Genomic DNA, 17,626 nt, shown 5'->3' on the forward strand with positions numbered 1-17,626 from the left:
CGGATCGCCTTCGCCCATGAACCTGCCCCATCCCCGCGCGCAGCACGACGCGCTGCTGAGCCACCCCGGCGCGCTCCTGGTCGTGCGCGCGCCGACCGCCCCGCCGCGCCCGGCGCCCGGGCAGCCGGGCGTGGTCTCGGATTACGTCCAGGACACGCCCGAGATCTTCGTGGCGGTGCTGGCAGATGATGCCGCGCCTGATGGCTGGCGCGCGCTGGCCTTCAACGGCCACGTCGACCTGGGCACCGGCATCCGCACCGCGCTGGCGCAGATCGTGGCCGAGGAATTGCATGTGCCGATGGCGCGGCTCGAAATGGTGCTGGGCCACACCAACGCCACCCCCAACCAGGGCCCCACCATCGCCAGCGCCAGCATCCAGATTTCGGCCGCGCCCTTGCGCCGCGCCGCGGCCCAGGCGCGCGAGCAGCTGCTGGCGCGGGCCGCGCGGCAATGGGGCGTGGCGGCGGACACGCTGCGCTTGCGCGACGGCATCGTGCGCCCCGCCGATGAGCGCGACGAACGCGCCCTGCGCTACGGTCAACTGGTCCAGGGCCAGCACACCCGGCTGGAACTGGCCGCCGATGATTCCCAGGTGCGGCTCAAGCCGGCGGGCGACTACACCCTGGTCGGCAGCGCCGTCGCGCGCGTCGACATTCCCGCCAAGGCCACCGGCGAACTGAGCTTCGTGCACGACGTGCGCGTGCCCGGCATGCGCCACGGCCGCGTGGTGCGCCCGCCGCATCCCGGCCGCGATGCCGGCGACTTCATCGGCCGCTGCCTGCTCGATGTCGACACCGGTTCGGTCGCGCACCTGCCCGGGCGCGTCCAGGTCGTGGTGCAAGGCGATTTCATCGGCGTGGTGGCGGACCGCGAGGAGCAGGCCGAAGCCGCCATGCGCGCGCTCAAGGTCCGCTGGAAGCCGGTGCCGCCGGCGCCGGCGCTCGACGACCTGGCCAGCGCCATCCGCGCCAACCCGGCGCGCCGCCGCCTGCTGCTGGAGGAAGGCGACGTCGACGCCGCCTGTGCCGGCGCAGCGGTGCACCTGCGCCGCACCTACGTCTGGCCCTACCAGATGCACGCGTCGATCGGGCCTTCGTGCGCGGTGGCGGATCATCGCGATGGCCGCCTCACGGTCTGGGCCGGCACCCAGAATCCGCACATGCTGCGCGCAGACCTGGACCGCCTGCTCAAGCTGGGCGAGGACCGCATCGACATCATCCGCATGGAAGCCGCCGGCTGTTATGGCCGCAACTGCGCCGACGACGTCTGCGCCGACGCCGCGCTGCTGTCGGCCGCCGTCGGCGCGCCGGTGCGGGTGCAACTGATGCGCGACCAGGAACACCAGTGGGAGCCCAAGGGCACGGGCCAGCTGATGGACGTGGGCGCGGCGCTGGACACCGAGGGCAGGCTGCTGGCCTACGACTTCCAGGTGCGCTATCCGTCCAACGACGCGCCGCTGCTGGCGCTGCTGCTGACCGGCGGCGTGTCCGGCGAGCCGCGCGTGCTGGAAATGGGCGACCGCACCTCGGTGCCGCCGTATCGCTATCCCAGCCGCCGCATCGTCTGCCACGACACCGCGCCGCTGGTGCGCGCCTCGTGGCTGCGCGGGGTCTCGGCCCTGCCCACCTCGTTCGCGCACGACTGCATGGTCGATGAACTGGCCGAGGCGGCCGGCGCCGACCCGGTTGCGTTCCGGCTCGCGCACCTGGACGATGCGCGCGCCACCGCGCTGCTGGAGGCGACCGCGGCGCGCGCTGGCTGGCACGAGCGGCCGCCCGGCAGCCGCGGCACGCCGGGCGCCGACGGTATCCTGCGCGGACGCGGCGTGGCCTACGCGCGCTATGTGCACAGCAAGTTCCCGGGCTTTGGCGCCGCCTGGGCGGCGTGGGTCATCGACCTGGGCGTGGACCCGGCCAGCGGGCGCATCGCCATCACGCGGGTGGTGGTCGGCCAGGACACCGGCATGGTCGTCAACCCCGACGGCGTGCGCCACCAGATCCACGGCAACGTCAACCAGACCCTCAGCCGCTGCCTGCTGGAACGCGTGCGGTTCGATGCGGCCGGCGTGGCCAGCCGCGAATGGGGCGGCTATCCCATCATCGGTTTCAAGGACCTGCCGCCCATCGACGTGCTGCTGATGCCGCGCCAGGACGAAGCGCCCATGGGCGCCGGCGAGTCCGCGTCGATTCCCGGGCCGGCGGCCATCGCCAATGCGCTGTTCGACGCCACCGGACGCCGCTTCCACCAGGCGCCCTTCACGCCGGAAGCGGTGCGCGCCGCCCTCGCGGACCGCGCTGCCGCGGCCTGCGCAACACCGTCCGCGGCGTAGCGCAGGCCGCCAAACCGGCATTGCGCCCGTCGCTCAGAGCACGCTGCGCATGGCCTGGTCCATGTCGGCGATCAGGTCTTCCTCGTGCTCCAGGCCGATGGAAATGCGGATCAGGCCTTCGGACACGCCGGCCGCGTCGCGTTCGGCCGCCGGCACGCCGGAATGCGTGGTCGAGGCCGGGTGGCAGACCAGCGATTCGGTGCCACCCAGGCTCACCGCCGACTTGAACAGGCGCAGCGCGTTGATGAAGCGGAACGCCTTGGCGCGGCCGCCGTCCAGCACGAATGCGAAGGTCGAGCCCGGCCCCGTGCACTGGCGCTTGTAGACCGCCTGGTAGGCCTCGTCGGCAATGGTCTCGGGATGGTAGATGCGCACTTTCTCGTGCGGATTGCCCGCCAGCCATTGCGCCACGCGGGTGGCGCTGCGGGCGGCCTGCTTCATGCGCAGCACCACGGTCTCCATCGAGCGCGTGATCATCCAGCACGAGTGCGGATCGAGCTGCGAGCCGAAGGCGCTGCGGATGGCGCGCACCTTCTTGATCAGGTCTTTCGAGCCGGTGACCGCGCCGGCCACCAGGTCGCTGTGGCCGCCCACGTATTTGGTCAGCGAATACACGCACAGGTCCACGCCATGCTCGGCCGGCTTCTGGAAGATCGGGCCCAGCAGCGTGTTGTCGCACACCGAGATCGGGCGGTAGCCGTGGCGCGCGGCAAACGCGTCCAGCTCGGCCTTCATGGCCTGGAAGTCGATCAGCGCATTGGTGGGATTGGCCGGCGTTTCCACGTAGAACAGCTTCACCGGCCCCTTGGCGGCGGCCGCTTCCAGCGCATCGCGCATGCTCTGCGCCGACAGGCCGTCGTGGATCGGGTGCGAGCCGATGCCCCATTCCGGGAAGATCTTGGCGATCAGGGTCTCGGTGCCGCCGTACAGCGGCACCGACTGCACCAGCTGGTCGCCCGGGCGCAGGAACGCCAGGAACACCGCGCTGATGGCCGACATGCCGCTGGAGGTCACCGCCGCGTCCTCCGAGCCATCCAGCAGCGACAGGCGATCCTCGACGATCTCCAGGTTGGGATGGTTGAAGCGGCTGTACACCAGCCCGGCCGACTCGCCCTGCGGCAGCGGCTTGCGGCCCGACACCAGGTCGAAGAACTCGGCGCCGTCCTCGGCCGAGCGGAAGGCGAAGGTGGACGTGAGGAATACCGGCGGCTTGACCGCGCCTTCGGACAGGAAGGGATCGAAGCCGTACGACATCATCTGCGTCTCGGCGTGCAGCGGACGGCCGGAAATGTCTTTCTTGTGATAGCTGGAGTAACTCATGGCGTGCCTCTCAATGGGGGAAGTGCGGCCTACCTGACGGCGATATCACGGATTCGGACACGATAGCGCCGCCGGCCGGGGGATGCAGCGAGTATGGGCGCGTCCGGCCACAATATTCTTTCCATTTCTACTCTTTGGATCGGATAATGGGAAATATCGTTTCCCATACCTTCGAAACCATGAAAGAGACTGCCTTGTTACATCAACTTGACGCGATCGATTGGAAAATCATGAAAATCCTTCAAGAAGATGGCCGGCTCTCCAACGCCGAACTGGCCGAGCGCGTGTCGCTGTCGGCCTCGCCCTGCTGGAAGCGCCTCAAGCGCCTGGAGACCTCGGGCGTCATCCGCGGCTACCAGGCCATCCTGGACCGCCGCGCGCTCGGCATGGGGGTGGTGGCGTTCGTCAGCATCTCGCTGGAAAACCACACCGAAAAAACCTGCCGCGCGTTCGAGGCGGCGGTGGCCGCCATGCCCGAAGTGCTGGCCTGCCACAACACCACGGGCCAGCACGACTACCTGCTGCACATCGTGGCGCGCGACTTCGACGCCTATTCCGAATTCGTGCGCAACCGGCTGCGCACCCTGCCCGGCGTCAAGGAACTGCTCAGCACGCTGTCGATGCACGAAGTGAAGTCGTCGACCAAGCTGCACCTGTGATCCCGCAATGACCGGCGCCGGGCCGTTCCAGCGCGGCCCGGCGCCTGCCCGCCAAATGCCAGGGAGTGTCACGAAGCTGTAGCGACCCGTGCCTAGAGTGTCGATTCCGATTGAATCCCAAAGAGGACTTCCTGTCATGAAATCGACTCTCCGCATCGCGGCGGCTGGCGCCTGCCTGTCCGTCTTCAGCTTCTCCCCCGCCCTCGCGGCGACGGCCACTTCCAGCTCGGTCCAGCTCTACGGCCTGGTCGACACCGGCCTGCAATACCTCAGCAACGGACCCAGCGGCAACAGCAAGACGGGCATGAGCACGGGCAACCTGAGCGGCTCGCGCTGGGGCCTGCGCGGCACCGAAGACCTGGGCGACGGCCTGTCGACCGTGTTCGTGCTGGAAAACGGCTTCGACTCCGGCAACGGCACCACCATGCAGGGCGGCCGCCTGTTCGGCCGCCAGGCCTATGTCGGCCTGTCGAGCAAGAGCTTGGGCCGCCTGACGCTGGGCCGCCACAACACGCTCATGATCGACTGGATGAGCAAGTACAACCCGTTCGACAACGCCAACTTCTCGATCAAGCGCCCCGACGCGGCCTTCTCGGACCGCACCGACAACGCGGTGATGTACGTCGGCAAGTTCGGTCCCGTGTCCGTCGGCGGCTACTACAGCTTCGGCTGGAACAACGAGCAGTCGTTCGACGACAAGACGCTGGGCCGCATGCTCGGCGGCGGCGTGCGCTATCAGTCGGGCGGCCTGGACGCCGGCCTGCTGTACCACTCCAAGCATGCCGACAAGCCGGCCAAGGGCGCCAACAGCGACAACCGCGAAGACCGCATCGTCGCCGGGCTGTCGTATGACTTCGAGGGCGTGAAGGTCTACGCCGGCTACCGCTGGCTGGAACAGAAGCTGACGCAGCGCACCTACAAGAACAACCTGACCTGGCTGGGCGTGACCTACCTGCCGGTGCAGAACAACCGCCTGTCGTTGGCCGTGTACCACCTGAACGACTCGGTCTGCGACGACATGAACAATGCCGTCTGCCCGGCCGCGCAGGCCGCCGGCACCGGCCAGAAGTCCACCATGTTCGTCCTGGGCAACGAATACGACCTGTCCAAGCGCACCACCGTCTACGCCGTCGCGGCCTACGCGGTCAACGACGACAAGTCGGCGCAAAGCGTGGTCGGCGGCAAGTACGGCGCCAACGTCGAGCCGGGCAAGAACCAGCTCGGCCTGAACCTCGGCCTGCGGCACCGGTTTTGAACGCGCTCGAATCCTCCGCGGGCGGCACGGCGATCGCCGTGCGCGGCCTGCGCCACGCCTTCAACGGCCACACCGTGCTGGACGGCGTCGACCTGAACGTGCCCGCGGGCACCGTCCTGGCGCTGCTGGGCCCGTCTGGCTGCGGCAAGAGCACCCTGCTCAAGTCGCTGGCCGGACTGCTGCGGCCGCAGGCCGGCAGCATCGCCTTCGGCGATGCCGTCGTCTGCGACGCGCAGCGCCATGAACCGCCCGAACGCCGCGACCTCGGCATGGTGTTCCAGGACTACGCGCTGTGGCCGCACATGAGCGTGGCCGGCAACGTCGCCTTTCCGCTGGAAATGCGCGGCGTCGCCCGGCGCGAGCGGCCGGCCCGCGTACAACAAGCCCTGGCCCTGGTGGGCCTGGACGAGCACGCCGCGCGCCGCCCGTCGGAACTATCGGGCGGCCAGCAGCAGCGCGTCGCGCTGGCCCGCGCCATCGTGGCGCGGCCGCGTGTGCTGCTGTTCGACGAACCGCTGTCCAACCTGGACCGGGCCCTGCGCGAATCGCTCTGCGTCGAGATCGGCGCCCTGCTGCGCCGGCTCGGCACCACCGCCGTCTACGTCACCCACGACCACGAGGAAGCCCATGCCCTGGCGCACACCATCGCCCGCATGGAACACGGCCGCATCGCCGACCTCGCCGTGTCCAAACCCCAGGACTCTGCCTAAAATGCCCCACGCACCCGTTTCCAAACTACTTGCCACGTTCTTTATGACGCTTTCGTTCGGATTGGCCGCCGGCCAGGCCAAGGCGCTGACCGTTTACACCGCGGGCCCAGGCGGCCTCATCAAGCAACTGGCCGCCGGCTTCCAGGAGAAGACCGGCATCAAGGTCGACGTGTTCCAGGCCACCACCGGCAAGGTCATGGCCCGGCTCGAGGCCGAGTCCGCCAACCCGCGCGCCGACGTGCTGATCTCGGCCTCCTGGGACACCGCGCAGGACCTGGACCAGCGCGGCTGGCTGCTGGCCTATGACAGCCCCAACGCGGCCCAGGTGCCGGCGCGCTTCAAGGCCCCGACCTACGTGGCGCAGGGCATCTCGGCGCTGGGCATCGTCTGGAATTCGCGCAGCGGCACGCCCGAACCGCGCGACTGGTCCGACCTGACCGGCCCGCAGTTCAAGCAGAAGGTCACCACCCCCGACCCGGCCCTGTCGGGCGCCTCGCTCGACCTGCTGCTGGGCCTGCAAAGCGCCCAGGGCGAATCGGCCTGGAAGCTGTTCGAGACGCTGCGCGACAACGGCATGACCATCTCCGGCCCCAACGCCCAGGCGCTGACGCCGGTGCTGCAGGGCGCCAAGGCGGCGGTGTTCGGCGCCGTCGACTACGTGTCGTACGCCAGCGTCGAGAAAGGCGAATCGATCAAGGTGATCTTTCCGTCCAGCGGCACCGCCATCGCGCCGCGCCCGATGATGATCCTGAAGACCACCAAGGCGCCCGACCAGGCGCGCCAGTTCATCGACTATGTGCTGTCCGAGGACGGCCAGCGCGCCGTCGCCGACGCCTGGCTGATGCCGGCGCGCCAGGACGTGGCCGGCAAGCGGCCGCTGTTCAAGGACCTGGCGCTGCTGCCCGAGACCGCGCCCGGCGCCTCGCGCGCCGAGGTGCTGGCGCGTTTCGCGCGCCTGTTCGGCCAACACTGACAGGCCGGGATGCCGGCGCGTCCGGCATCCCCACTCCGACCATGAAAAGTGCTTTCATCCTGGCGGCCATCACCGTGGCCGCCCTGGGCGTGCTCGTCGCCCTGCCGATGGCCTTCGTCGCGTTGCAGGCCGTCTTCCCGCATCTGGCCGAAGGTTCGCTGCGCGATCCCTTCGGCGCCTGGGCCGCCACGCTGGCCACGCCGGCCGCGCTGACACTGCTGGGCGGCACGCTCAAGCTGGGGCTGGGCGTGGCCGCCGTCAGCGCGCTCATCGGCATTCCGCTGGGCGCCCTGCGCGGCCTGTTCCAGGTGCCGCTGGCGCGGCTGTGGGACCTGTTGTTCCTGGTGCCGTTCCTGCTGCCGCCCTACATCGCGGCGCTGTCGTGGACCATGGCGCTGCAGCCGCGCGGCTACCTGGAACAACTGGCCGGCTTCAACCTTGGGCCGCTGCTGTTCTCGTCCGCTGGCGTGACGCTGGCAATGGGCCTGGCGATCTTCCCGGTGGTGTACTTCGCCGTCTCGCGCAGCATGGCGGCCAGCGGCGCGCGGCTGGCCGAGGTGGCGCGAGTGTTCGGCGCCGGCCCCTGGCGCGCCTTCTTGCGCGTGACCCTGCCGCTGGCCCTGCCGGCCATCGGCGCCAGCCTGCTGCTGGCCTTCACGCTGGCGATCGAGGAATACGGCGTGCCCGCCGCGCTGGGCGCGCAGGCCGGCGTGGCCGTCATGACCACCGCCATCGAGCGGCGCCTGGCGGACTGGCCCATCGACCTGCCGGGCGCCGCGCTGCTGTCGCTGGTGCTGGTGGCGCTGGCGCTGACGGCCTACGCGGTGCAGCGCGCGCTGGTCGCCGGACGCGGCTTCGAGACCACCACCGGCAAGCCCGCGCCGCTGGCGCGCGGCCGGCTCGGCGCCTGGCGCTGGCCGGTGCTGGGCCTGTTCGCGGCGGTGGCGCTGATTGCGGTGGCGGCGCCGCTGGCATCGATGCTGGCCGCGGCCCTGACGCGCCACGTCTCGGCCGGCCTGGCGCCGGACAACCTGACACTGGCCAATTTCACCGCGCTGTTCCGGGCCCGCGGCGAGGCCTGGCAGGCGCTGTCGACCAGCCTGCTGCTGGCCACCGGCACCGCGCTGGCGGCGGGCGCGGTGGGCCTGCTGGCGGCCTGGTGCGTGGCCGGCCGCCACGTGCCGGGCGCGGCCGTCATCGACGCGCTGGCGCTGCTGCCCGCGGCGCTACCCGGCGTGGTGGTGGGGGTGGGCCTGATCCTGGCCTGGAACCAGCCGTTCTGGCCGGCTTCGCCGTACGGCGGCTGGGGCATCCTGCTGCTGTCCTACACCTGCTTGCTGCTGCCGTATCCGGTGCGCTACGTCAGCGCCGCGCTGGCGCAGCTGGGCGCGAACCTGGAAGCCGCGGCGCGGGTGCATGGCGCCCGTGCGGCAACGGCGCTGCGCCGCATCGTGCTGCCGCTGGTGCTGCCGGGCCTGGCGGCAGCCATGCTGATGGTGTTCGCCGTGGCCTCGCGCGAACTGGTCACGTCGTTGCTGCTGGCGCCCGCCGGCGTGCAGACGGTGTCGGTGTTCGTGTGGCGCCAGTTCGAGCAGGGCTCGGTGGGCGAAGGCATGGCGATGGCCGCGGTGGCGGTCGGCGTCAGCCTGGCGCTGATGCTGGCGGCGACGTCGCTGCGGCGCGGCGCGCGCGCCTGAGCGATCGCGCGGGTCCGGCGGCCGGCGCCCGCCGGCATCGCATCAGACCGGATCCGGCGTGTCCCCGGCCGACGGCAGCGGCCCCTGCACCACGCGGTTGCGGCCCTGGCGCTTAGCCTGGTAAAGACCGCGATCGGCGATCTGGATCAGATCCGTGCAGGGCTGGTCGACCACGGGCACGGCGGTGGCGGTGCCGATACTGACCGTCAGCCAGGGGCCGCCGCCGTTGTCCTTCTGCGGAATCTGCATGGCCTCGACCGCGCGCCGCAGTTTCTCGGCGGCCAGGCGCGCGCTGCCCGCCGGCGTGCCCGGCAGCACCAGCGCGAATTCCTCGCCGCCAAAGCGCGCGGCCAGGTCGGTGGAACGGTCGCAGCTGGCGAAGATGGTGTTGGCCACGCGCTTGAGCGCCTCGTCGCCGGCGATATGGCCGTAGGTATCGTTGTAGGACTTGAAATGGTCCACGTCGATCATCAGCATGCTGATTTCGCGGCCGTCGCGGCGCGCGCGCAGCCATTCGGCGTTGAGGTATTCGTCGAAATAGCGGCGATTGCCCAGCCCGGTCAGGCCATCGGAATTGGTCAGGCGGCGCAGTTCCATATTGCTTTCCAGCAATTGCTGCTGGCTCTGGCGCAGCGCCTGGTAGGCCTCGTCGCGCTGCACCAGCGCCAGGTACGAGCGCGAATGGTAGCGGATGCGCGCCACCAGCTCGATCGAATCGGGCAGCTTCACCAGGTAGTCGTTGGCGCCGGCCGCGAAGGCGGCGCTCTTGATGGCGGGGTCTTCCTTGGTCGACAGGACGATGATGGGAATATCGCGCGTGACCGGATGGCTGCGGTATTCCTGCACCAGGCTCAGGCCGTCCACCCCGGGCAGCACCAGGTCCTGCAGGATCACGGTGGGCCGGGTCTGCACCGCCACCGTCAGCGCCTTGTACGGATCGGAGCAGTAATGGAAGTCGATATTGCCCTCCGTGGCCAGGGCCCTGCGGATCGCCTCGCCGACCATGACCTGATCATCGACCAGCAGCACCATGGCCGCGTGCGAGTTCAGGTCGGCCGAAGCCGGGCTGTCAATGGGAGGGTGCATAGTGTCTTTCCTTGATTGCTAGCAATGTCCGCCGCCTCAGGCAAAAGCCTGGATCAAGCGGGGTGCGATCCTGTCCAACGGCCGGATTTCGACCGCGGCCTGTATCGCGGCGGCCGCCTTGGGCATGCCATAGACCGCGCTGGTGGCCTGGTCCTGGGCGATGGTCAGGCAGCCGCGGTCGCGCAGCGCCTTCAGGCCACGGGCGCCGTCCTGTCCCATGCCGGTCAGCAGCACGCCGACGGCCAGCCCGCGCCAGTGCTGCGCGACGCTATGGAAAAATACATCGATGGAGGGACGGTACAGGCTTTCCTTCGGATTCTCGGTGTAACGCAGCGTACCATCGGCCACCAGGTGCAGATGGTCGTCGGTGCCGGCCAGCAGCACCTGCCCTGGCGTCGGCCGCTCGCCTTCGCGCACCAGCCGCACGGGCAATTCGACCTGATCGTTGAGCCAGTCGGCCATGCCGGCGGCGAACGAGGCGTCCACATGCTGCACCAGCACGATGCCGGCCGGGAACGTGACCGGAATATCGCGTAACAACTGTGCCAGGGTCGCCGGACCGCCGGCGGAGGCGCCAATCACCAGCAGGCCCTGCGACGGCCCCGCTTGCGCCGCGTCGCGGACCACCGGCGTGAGCGCGGTGCGGTTATTGCCATAGCGTCCGATCAGCCAGCCGATATTGCGGATCTTGCGCAGCAGCGGCGCGGCCGCGCTGCGCAGGTCGGCGCCGCCCACCACCGGCGTGTCGGCGGCGTCCAGCGCGCCGTAGCCCATGGCGTCGAACACGCGCGCGGTATGGCGTGCCACGTCCACCGTGACCACCACGATGGCGCAAGGCGTTTCGGCCATGATGCGGCGGGTGGCCTCGACGCCGTCCATGACGGGCATGACGAGGTCCATCAGCACCACGTCGGGCCGGTCCTGCGCGCATTGCTGCACCGCCTCCAGGCCGTTGGACGCGACCCAGGCGACCTCCAGCCCTGGTTCCAGCGCGATCACGCGCCTGAGGGTTTCCACCGCCATCTGCATATCGTTGACGATTCCGACTCTCACGTCCGCGCCTTTCCGATCAGGTCTTCCACGGCGTCCAGCAAGGCGTCGTCGTGGAAACTGCCCTTGGCCAGGTAATAGTCGGCGCCCGCGTCCAGCCCGCGCCGCCGATCCTCTTCTCGATCCTTGTAGGACACTACCATTACCGGCAGGCTTTGCAACTTGGGATCGGCCTTGATGCGCGACACCAGTTCGATGCCGTCCATGCGCGGCATGTCCACGTCGGTCACCACCAGGTCGAAGGCCTCGTTGCGCAGCATGTTCCAGCCGTCCATGCCGTCCACCGCCACCGCCACATCGAAACCGCGGTTCAGCAGCAACTTGCGTTCCAGCTCGCGCACCGTCAGGGAATCGTCCACCACCAGCACGCGCTTGCGCCGGCGCGCCTGCGCCACCGGACCGCCGCCATCCACCCGCGCCAGGCGGCCGCCCTCGACCAGCTTCTGCACCGACAGCAGCATATCCTCGACATCCAGGATCAGCAGCGGCGTGCCATCGTCCATCAGCGAGCCGGCCATCACGTCCTGCACCTTGCCCAGGCGTGGATCCAGCGGCTGCACCACCAGGGTGCGCTCGCCGACGTAGCGGTCGACGGCGATGCCGTAGAGCCTGTCGTGGTCGCCGACGACTACCACCGGCAATGTCTCGGCGGCCGGCGCCGGCGCGCCGGAGCGCAGGATCTGGCGCGCCGACACCAGGCCAATCTGGCGGTCCATGAAGCGGAAATGCTGGTGCCCTTCGAGCTGCTCGATGTCCTGCGCCCGCACCTGCAGCGCGTGGCTGACGTAGGCCAGCGGAAACGCGTAGATCTCGCCCTGCACTTCGACCAGCAGGCTGCGCACCACCGACAGCGACAGCGGCATCTCCAGCACGAAGCGCGTGCCCTGCCCGGTCTGCTGGTGGATGCGCACGGCGCCGCGCAGTTGCCGCACCATGGTCTGCACCACGTCCAGCCCGACGCCGCGGCCCGAGATCTCGGTGACCTCGCCGCGCGTGCTGAAGCCGGACAGGAACAGGAATTCCAGCAGCTCGGCCTCGCTCAGGCGGGCCGCGGTCTCGGCATTGGTCAGCTTGCGCTGCACCACTTCGACCCGCAGGCGATCGAGCGAAATGCCGGCGCCGTCATCGCTCAGTTCAATCAGCAGCATGCCGGCCGCGTGACGCGCCGACAGCCGTATCAGCCCTTCGGCCGGCTTGCCGGCCTCCAGGCGATCCATCGGCATCTCGATACCGTGGTCGACCGCGTTGCGCAGCAGGTGCATCAACGGGGCGTCGAGTTTGTCCAGGATGTCGCGGTCGACCTGGGTCGAATCGCCCTCGACCTCCAGCCGCACCTGCTTGCCCAGCGAGCGTCCCAGGTCGCGCACCATGCGCGCCATGCCGCCCAGGCCGTCGCCGAACGGCCGCATGCGGCAGGCCAGCGCGGTGTCGTACAGGCGCTGCGCCAGGTGGCCCATGCGCCAGCCGAACTCATCGACCTCGCTGGCGCGCTGCGCCAGTTCCCGCTGGCAGGCCTCGACGATGCGCTGGGCGTCATCCAGCGCCGCCTGGCTGCGGGCGTCGATGTGCACGCCGGCCAGCGAGGCGCGCAGGCTGTCCAGCGCCTGGCCGGCGCCGGACTGCAGCCGCCGCAGCCGCAGCATGGAGGCGCTGAACGGCGCGATCCAATGCGATTCGACCAGGGTTTCGCTGGACAGGCCGAGCAGTTTGTTGAGCGTATCGGCGGTGACCCGCAGCACCCGCTCACCCTCGCCCAGCGTCTGGTCCGAACTGCGGCGCGCCGGCGGCGGCGCGGGCGGCGGATCATCGGGCTGGTGGATGGGCGGCAGGAAATCCGAAGGCTTGGGCGGCCGCTCGACCACCGGCGCGGCCGGCGGCGCATTGGGCGCATTCGACAGGCGCGTCACCAGCGTGTCGATCTCTTCGCCCAGTTCGACGCCCGGGGTGGCAACCCGCTGCAGCAGGTCCGCGCCCAGCAGCAGCGCATCGATGTCGGCGGCCTGCAGGCGCAGCCGGCCTTCCTGCGCGGCCACCAGGCAGTCCTCCATGGCGTGCGCGATGCGCACCGCCGGGTACAGGTCGACGATACGCGCCGCGCCCTTGAGCGAATGCGCCGCGCGCATGCAGGCTTCCAGCTGCGGCGCCGAGGTCGGGTCGTGCTCGAGCGCCAGCAGGCCGTTGTTCAGCACCTGCACCTGATTGCGGGTTTCCAGCTGGAACAGCTCCAGCAGCGAGGCATCGCGCATCTGGTCCGGGTTCACGCCAGGCTCCGTTCCAAGGCTTGCATCAACAGGGTCTCGTCCAGCACGCCGACGCTGCGGGCGCCACAGCGAACCACGCCGCGCGAGTACTTCAGGCTGGCGCCTTCGATGGTCGCCGGCAAGGCTTCGAGCGCCTCCAGGTCCACGCCATGAATACCCTCCACCTCGTCGACCGGCAACACCACGGCGCGGCCCGCGCCGCCGAAAATCAGCATGCGCGCCGCGGCCGGCCGCTCGCGGCCGCTGTCGACCGCCGCCCCCTCCAGGCCCAGCAGGCGGCCGAGCGAGACACAGACCGTCAGCGTGCCGCGCATGTTGGTAACCCCCAGCACCGCGGGGTCGCGCCGGTGCGGCAGGGTCAGGATCGGGCGTGTGCCCGCCACTTCGTCCAGCGCCTTGGTCGGCAGGCCCAGCCATTCCCCCTGCAGGCGGAACACCAGCAGCGATGACAGCCGCCCCCGGTCGGCCTGGGCCGCGCCGGCGCCGTCGTCCACGCCTTCGGCCTGCGGCGGCAGGCGGTCGAGGATGCGCTTGGCGGCGTCGGCGTACACCGGGCAGTTGCGGCAATGCACGTAGCCGGCCAGGCGCTCGCAGCGCTTGTCGCCGCGGATGCCGATGCGGTTCCAGCAGTCGTCCACCTCCGCCAGTCTGGCCAGCGAATCCAGCGAATCCGGAAAATCACTCACGGCGGGCCTCCTGGCGCGCGGCGCGCGCCTGCAAGCGGCGCGCGCCTGCAAGCGGCGGGCGCCTTCGTGGTCGCCTTCGGCCGCGATCAGCGCCGCCAGGTGCAGCAACGCCTCCCGGTGCGCGGGGTCCAGGTACAGCGCCTTGCGGTAGGCAGCCTGGGCCGCGCGCGTGTCGCCGTCGGCGTCCTGCAGCAGGCCCAGCAGGTACAAAGCCTCGGCGCTGGCGCCATGCCGTTCGAGATGGGCGCGGCATTGCGCCAGGGCGTCCCGCACCCGCCCCTGGTCGGCCAGCGCCGCGATCTCGCGCAGGGCTGCCGCGGTGTCCTGGCCCGCTTGCGCGGGCGTTCCGTGCGGCGCCGGGGATGCCGCATGCGGCCGCGCCGGGGCGGCCGGCGCGTAGGGCTGTGGACGCGCGGCCGGCATCCAGGGCCGGGCCGCGCGCGGCGCCACGACGGGCGGCGGCGTGGCACGGCCGCTCGCCGCGCCCGCCGTCCGGGCCGGCGCGGCCTCGGTCGGCGGCGCGGGCTCGGCGCGAAAGGCGAACGCCCGCGCCAGCGGCACGGCCGGCAGGCGCCGGCCGGTCATCAGGCTGGTCTCGGCCGGCCCCACGAACAGGATGCCGTCGTGGCGGGCAAAACGCCTGAGCACCGTCACCGCGCGCTCCTGCGTGGGCGCGTCGAAATAGATCAACAGATTGCGGCAGAACACGAAATCGTACGGCGCCGCGTTCGGCAGCAGGGCCGGGTCGAACAGGTTGCCGGCCAGCAAGCGCACGCGCGCCGTGACATGCTCCGTCAGTTGATGGCCATCGGCGGTTTCGGTGAAATAGCGGTCACGGTACGACAGCGATTCGCCGCGGAATGAATTGCGGCCGTAGCAGGCGCGTCGGGCAAACGCCACCATGCGTTCGCTGATGTCCACGGCGTCCACCTGGAAGCGCTCCGCCGGCACGCCCGCGTCCAGCAACGCCATGGCGATGGAGTACGGTTCTTCGCCACTGGAACAGGGAACGCTCAGCACGCGCAACTGGCGCGCCTCGGCGCCCGGCGCGAAGAGGCGCTCGCGCGCCAGCGCCGCCATCGCCGCCTGGGATTCCGGATACCGGAAGAACCACGTCTCCGGCACGATCACCGCTTCGATCAGCTGCTGCATTTCGGCCGGCGAAGTCTGCAGGCGCATCAGGTAGTCGTGCTCGTCGTCGCTGCCCACCGACTGCATCCGATGACGCACCGCGCGCTCGACCGCGGCCGCGCCGATGGAACCGCTGTCCAGCCCCATCTTGCGCTTGAGCACCGCGCTGAAGTCGTCCACCAGCATCATGGCTGCGCTCCCCCGGCCGGGAACAGCATCGCCCGCACCGGCTCCGGCAACAGGTCGACGACCCGCAGCGCCTGCACCATGCCATGGCCGTCGCTCAGCACCGGGCCCAGGTAACGGGCCTGCGGCATATCCAGGCCCACCGGCTGAAAGGCGGCGGGGTCATAGTGGACCGTTTCCGTGGCGCGCTCCAGGATCAGCCCCAGCAGGCGCGCGTCGCGCTCGCCGGCGGGCCGATAGCGCACCAGCGCCAGCCGCGTGCTGGTCACCTTGGCCGCCGCGCCCGCTCCGGCCAGCGCGCTCAGATCGATGGCCGGCACCGCCGCGCCGTGGCAATCGAACATGCCCGCCACCCAGGCCGGCGTGCCCGGCACCTGCTTGAACGGGCGCATGCCCAGCACCTCGACCACGTCGGCCGCGTCCAGCGCATAGCGGTCGGCGCCGATGCGGAACAGCAGGTACAGCCGGCGGCCGGCGCCGGCCCCCGCGGACGGGATCGGGGCGAGGTCGGGCATGGAATCACACCTTGAAGCGCGACACGCCGCTGCGCAGGTCGTTGGCCACCAGCGTCAGTTCCTCGATCGCCAGGCTCGACTGGCGCAGCGATTCCACCGTCTGCTGGGCCGCATCGCTCAGTTGCTGCAATGCCTGGTTGATCTGCTCGGCGCCGGTGGCCTGCGCCTGCATGCCTTCGTTGACCATCTGCACGCGCGGCGCCAGCGTCTGCACCTGCTGGATGATCTGCGACAACTGGTCGCCGACCTGCTGCATGTCGGCCATGCCGCGGCGCACCTCTTCCGAGAACTTGTCCATGCCCATGACGCCGGCCGACACCGACGACTGGATCTCGCGCACCATTTGCTCGATGTCGTAGGTGGCCACGGCGGTCTGGTCCGCCAGCCGGCGGATCTCGGTGGCCACCACGACAAAGCCGCGGCCGTATTCGCCGGCCTTCTCGGCCTCGATGGCCGCGTTCAGCGACAGCAGGTTGGTCTGGTCGGCCACCTTGGTGATGGTGGTGACCACTTGCGTGATATTGCCCGCTTTCTCGTTCAGGATGGCCAGCTTGGCGTTGACCGAGCCCGCCGCCCCGACCACGTTGCGCATGGTGTCTTCCATGCGCGCCAGGCCCACCTGGCCGCTGCCGGCCAGCGATGCCGTCTGCTCCGCCGCGCTGGAGACCTCAGTCATGGTGCGGACCAGTTCGCGCGAGGTCGCGGAAATCTCGCGCGAGGTCGCGCCGATCTCGGTGGTGGTGGCCGCCACTTCCGATGCGGTGGCCTGCTGCTGCTTGGACGTGGCCGCGATTTCGGTCACCGACGTGGCCACCTGCACCGCCGAGCGCTGGGTCTTGCCGACCAGGCCGGTCAGCTCGTCCACCATGCCATTGAAGCCGCTCTCGATGGCATTGAACTCGTCCTTGCGGGCCAGCGTCAGGCGGCGTGTCAGGTCGCCGCCGCCGGTCGCCTCGAGCGTCTTGACGATGGCGCTCATGGGGTTGACGATGGCGCGCAGCAGCAACACGCCGCAGATGATGGCGGCCACGATGGCCAGCCCCAACGACACCAGCATGCCGACTTCGGCCTTTTCGACCGCCTTCTGGATGCCGATCGCCGACTCGTCGGCCTGCTCCTTGTTGGCCGCCACCATCGTGGCCAGCACATCGCGGCCGGCGTAGAACGCGGGGCGCAGGTCGCTCTTGATCTTGGCCTGGGCCCGCGCCGGATCGGCCAGCATGGCCGGCTCCAGGATTTCGGCGCGGATGCGCATGTACGTCTGCAGCGCCTTCTCGAAATCGGCGAACATGCGCTGGTCCTCGCCGCGAACCACGGTGCGGCGGTATTGCTCGATGTCGTCCTTCAGGTGCTGGTCGTTCTTGGGCAGCGCCGCCAGGCCGGCCTGGCGCTCCTGTTCGGTATCACTGTTGAAGGCGTCCTGCACCGCCACGAAGCCGGCAAACCACGACGCCCGTATCGAGGTGCTGTAGTAGATGCCGGGCACCGCGTCGGTATTGATCGACTTGGCCTCGGCCTCGACCTGCAACAGCCGCTGGTAATCGACCACGACCATCAGCGCCATGATGGCCAGGATCACCAGGAAACTGGCGATGATGCGCTCGCGGAGTGTCAGATTCTTCATACCGGGGACCCTTGTGCAATGTCGGCGCCAGCATCCGCGCCAGCGCCGTCGACGTTTTTCCGGCGGCCGTTTCGGCCCGCCTTCCACCCGTTTCTGACGGAGTGTGGGAATAGTCAGCAATTATTGCAAAGGCGCGGCCTCTCA

General features: G+C 69.9%; 13 protein-coding genes and 1 pseudogene. 6 read left to right on the plus strand and 8 right to left on the minus strand.

Annotation, left to right across the window (positions count from 1 at the left end; genetic code table 11):
* Positions 1-16 precede the first annotated feature (16 nt).
* Positions 17-2,329 (plus strand): xanthine dehydrogenase family protein molybdopterin-binding subunit, encoded by a 2,313-nt coding sequence (locus AT699_RS16390; RefSeq protein ID WP_024069148.1) that lies wholly within the window; start codon positions 17-19, stop codon positions 2,327-2,329.
* 33 nt (positions 2,330-2,362) lie between these two features.
* On the opposite strand, the gene AT699_RS16395 is transcribed toward AT699_RS16390, so the two are convergent.
* Positions 2,363-3,649 carry a cystathionine gamma-synthase family protein gene (locus tag AT699_RS16395; protein WP_024069149.1) on the minus strand — a complete coding sequence of 429 codons (1,287 nt, stop codon included), beginning with the start codon at positions 3,647-3,649 and terminating at the stop codon, positions 2,363-2,365.
* Positions 3,650-3,879: 230 nt separating this feature from the next.
* On the opposite strand from AT699_RS16395, the gene AT699_RS16400 reads away from it, so the two are divergent.
* The 5 genes from AT699_RS16400 (at position 3,880) to AT699_RS16420 (ending at position 8,943) form a co-directional block, all read left to right on the plus strand.
* Positions 3,880-4,308 (plus strand): Lrp/AsnC family transcriptional regulator, encoded by a 429-nt coding sequence (locus AT699_RS16400; RefSeq protein ID WP_035181401.1) that lies wholly within the window; start codon positions 3,880-3,882, stop codon positions 4,306-4,308.
* Positions 4,309-4,444: 136 nt separating this feature from the next.
* A complete protein-coding gene (locus AT699_RS16405; RefSeq protein WP_024069150.1) occupies positions 4,445-5,563 on the plus strand; it encodes a porin in 1,119 nt (372 codons plus the stop codon).
* The gene (locus AT699_RS16410) at positions 5,560-6,273 is read left to right on the plus strand and encodes an ABC transporter ATP-binding protein (protein WP_024069151.1); all 714 of its coding nucleotides are present in this window, start codon (positions 5,560-5,562) and stop codon (positions 6,271-6,273) included. The genes AT699_RS16405 and AT699_RS16410 overlap by 4 nt, the downstream gene beginning before the upstream one ends.
* Positions 6,274-6,316: 43 nt before the next feature.
* Positions 6,317-7,246: an ABC transporter substrate-binding protein gene (locus tag AT699_RS16415; RefSeq protein WP_197602761.1), complete on the plus strand. Its 930-nt coding sequence runs from the start codon at positions 6,317-6,319 to the stop codon at positions 7,244-7,246.
* Between the two features lie 41 nt (positions 7,247-7,287).
* Positions 7,288-8,943, plus strand: coding sequence for an ABC transporter permease (locus AT699_RS16420; RefSeq protein WP_024069153.1), 1,656 nt, complete (start codon positions 7,288-7,290; stop codon positions 8,941-8,943).
* Positions 8,944-8,985: 42 nt separating this feature from the next.
* On the opposite strand, the gene AT699_RS16425 is transcribed toward AT699_RS16420, so the two are convergent.
* The 7 genes and pseudogenes from AT699_RS16425 to AT699_RS16455 form a co-directional block, all read right to left on the minus strand.
* Positions 8,986-10,029 (minus strand): response regulator, encoded by a 1,044-nt coding sequence (locus AT699_RS16425; protein ID WP_020928086.1) that lies wholly within the window; start codon positions 10,027-10,029, stop codon positions 8,986-8,988.
* 36 nt (positions 10,030-10,065) lie between these two features.
* Positions 10,066-11,082 carry a chemotaxis response regulator protein-glutamate methylesterase gene (gene cheB / locus AT699_RS16430; RefSeq protein WP_024069154.1) on the minus strand — a complete coding sequence of 339 codons (1,017 nt, stop codon included), beginning with the start codon at positions 11,080-11,082 and terminating at the stop codon, positions 10,066-10,068.
* Entirely contained in the window at positions 11,079-13,340 is a 2,262-nt protein-coding gene (locus AT699_RS16435) for a hybrid sensor histidine kinase/response regulator (RefSeq protein WP_024069155.1), read from the minus strand. The genes cheB and AT699_RS16435 overlap by 4 nt, the downstream gene beginning before the upstream one ends.
* A complete protein-coding gene (locus AT699_RS16440) occupies positions 13,337-14,026 on the minus strand; it encodes a chemotaxis protein CheW (RefSeq protein ID WP_006385139.1) in 690 nt (229 codons plus the stop codon). The genes AT699_RS16435 and AT699_RS16440 overlap by 4 nt, the downstream gene beginning before the upstream one ends.
* A 15-nt stretch (positions 14,027-14,041) precedes the next feature.
* Positions 14,042-15,346 (minus strand): annotated as a pseudogene (locus tag AT699_RS16445) (CheR family methyltransferase); the annotation flags it as partial.
* Positions 15,343-15,858 (minus strand): chemotaxis protein CheW, encoded by a 516-nt coding sequence (locus AT699_RS16450; RefSeq protein ID WP_006385137.1) that lies wholly within the window; start codon positions 15,856-15,858, stop codon positions 15,343-15,345. The pseudogene AT699_RS16445 and the gene AT699_RS16450, both read right to left, overlap by 4 nt.
* A 4-nt stretch (positions 15,859-15,862) precedes the next feature.
* Positions 15,863-17,482 (minus strand): methyl-accepting chemotaxis protein, encoded by a 1,620-nt coding sequence (locus tag AT699_RS16455; RefSeq protein ID WP_058207339.1) that lies wholly within the window; start codon positions 17,480-17,482, stop codon positions 15,863-15,865.
* Positions 17,483-17,626: the final 144 nt, after the last annotated feature.

Source organism: Achromobacter xylosoxidans, assembly GCF_001457475.1.
GTDB classification, from domain to species: domain Bacteria; phylum Pseudomonadota; class Gammaproteobacteria; order Burkholderiales; family Burkholderiaceae_B; genus Achromobacter; species Achromobacter xylosoxidans.

Coding starts and splice junctions, on each gene's coding strand:
- AT699_RS16405 (WP_024069150.1), top strand. CDS start 4,445: ATGAAATCGACTCTCCGCATCGCGGCGGCTGGCGCCTGCCTGTCCGTC.
- AT699_RS16455 (WP_058207339.1), bottom strand. CDS start 17,482: ATGAAGAATCTGACACTCCGCGAGCGCATCATCGCCAGTTTCCTGGTG.
- AT699_RS16400 (WP_035181401.1), top strand. CDS start 3,880: ATGAAAATCCTTCAAGAAGATGGCCGGCTCTCCAACGCCGAACTGGCC.
- AT699_RS16390 (WP_024069148.1), top strand. CDS start 17: ATGAACCTGCCCCATCCCCGCGCGCAGCACGACGCGCTGCTGAGCCAC.
- AT699_RS16450 (WP_006385137.1), bottom strand. CDS start 15,858: ATGCCCGACCTCGCCCCGATCCCGTCCGCGGGGGCCGGCGCCGGCCGC.
- AT699_RS16425 (WP_020928086.1), bottom strand. CDS start 10,029: ATGCACCCTCCCATTGACAGCCCGGCTTCGGCCGACCTGAACTCGCAC.
- AT699_RS16395 (WP_024069149.1), bottom strand. CDS start 3,649: ATGAGTTACTCCAGCTATCACAAGAAAGACATTTCCGGCCGTCCGCTG.
- AT699_RS16415 (WP_197602761.1), top strand. CDS start 6,317: ATGACGCTTTCGTTCGGATTGGCCGCCGGCCAGGCCAAGGCGCTGACC.
- AT699_RS16420 (WP_024069153.1), top strand. CDS start 7,288: ATGAAAAGTGCTTTCATCCTGGCGGCCATCACCGTGGCCGCCCTGGGC.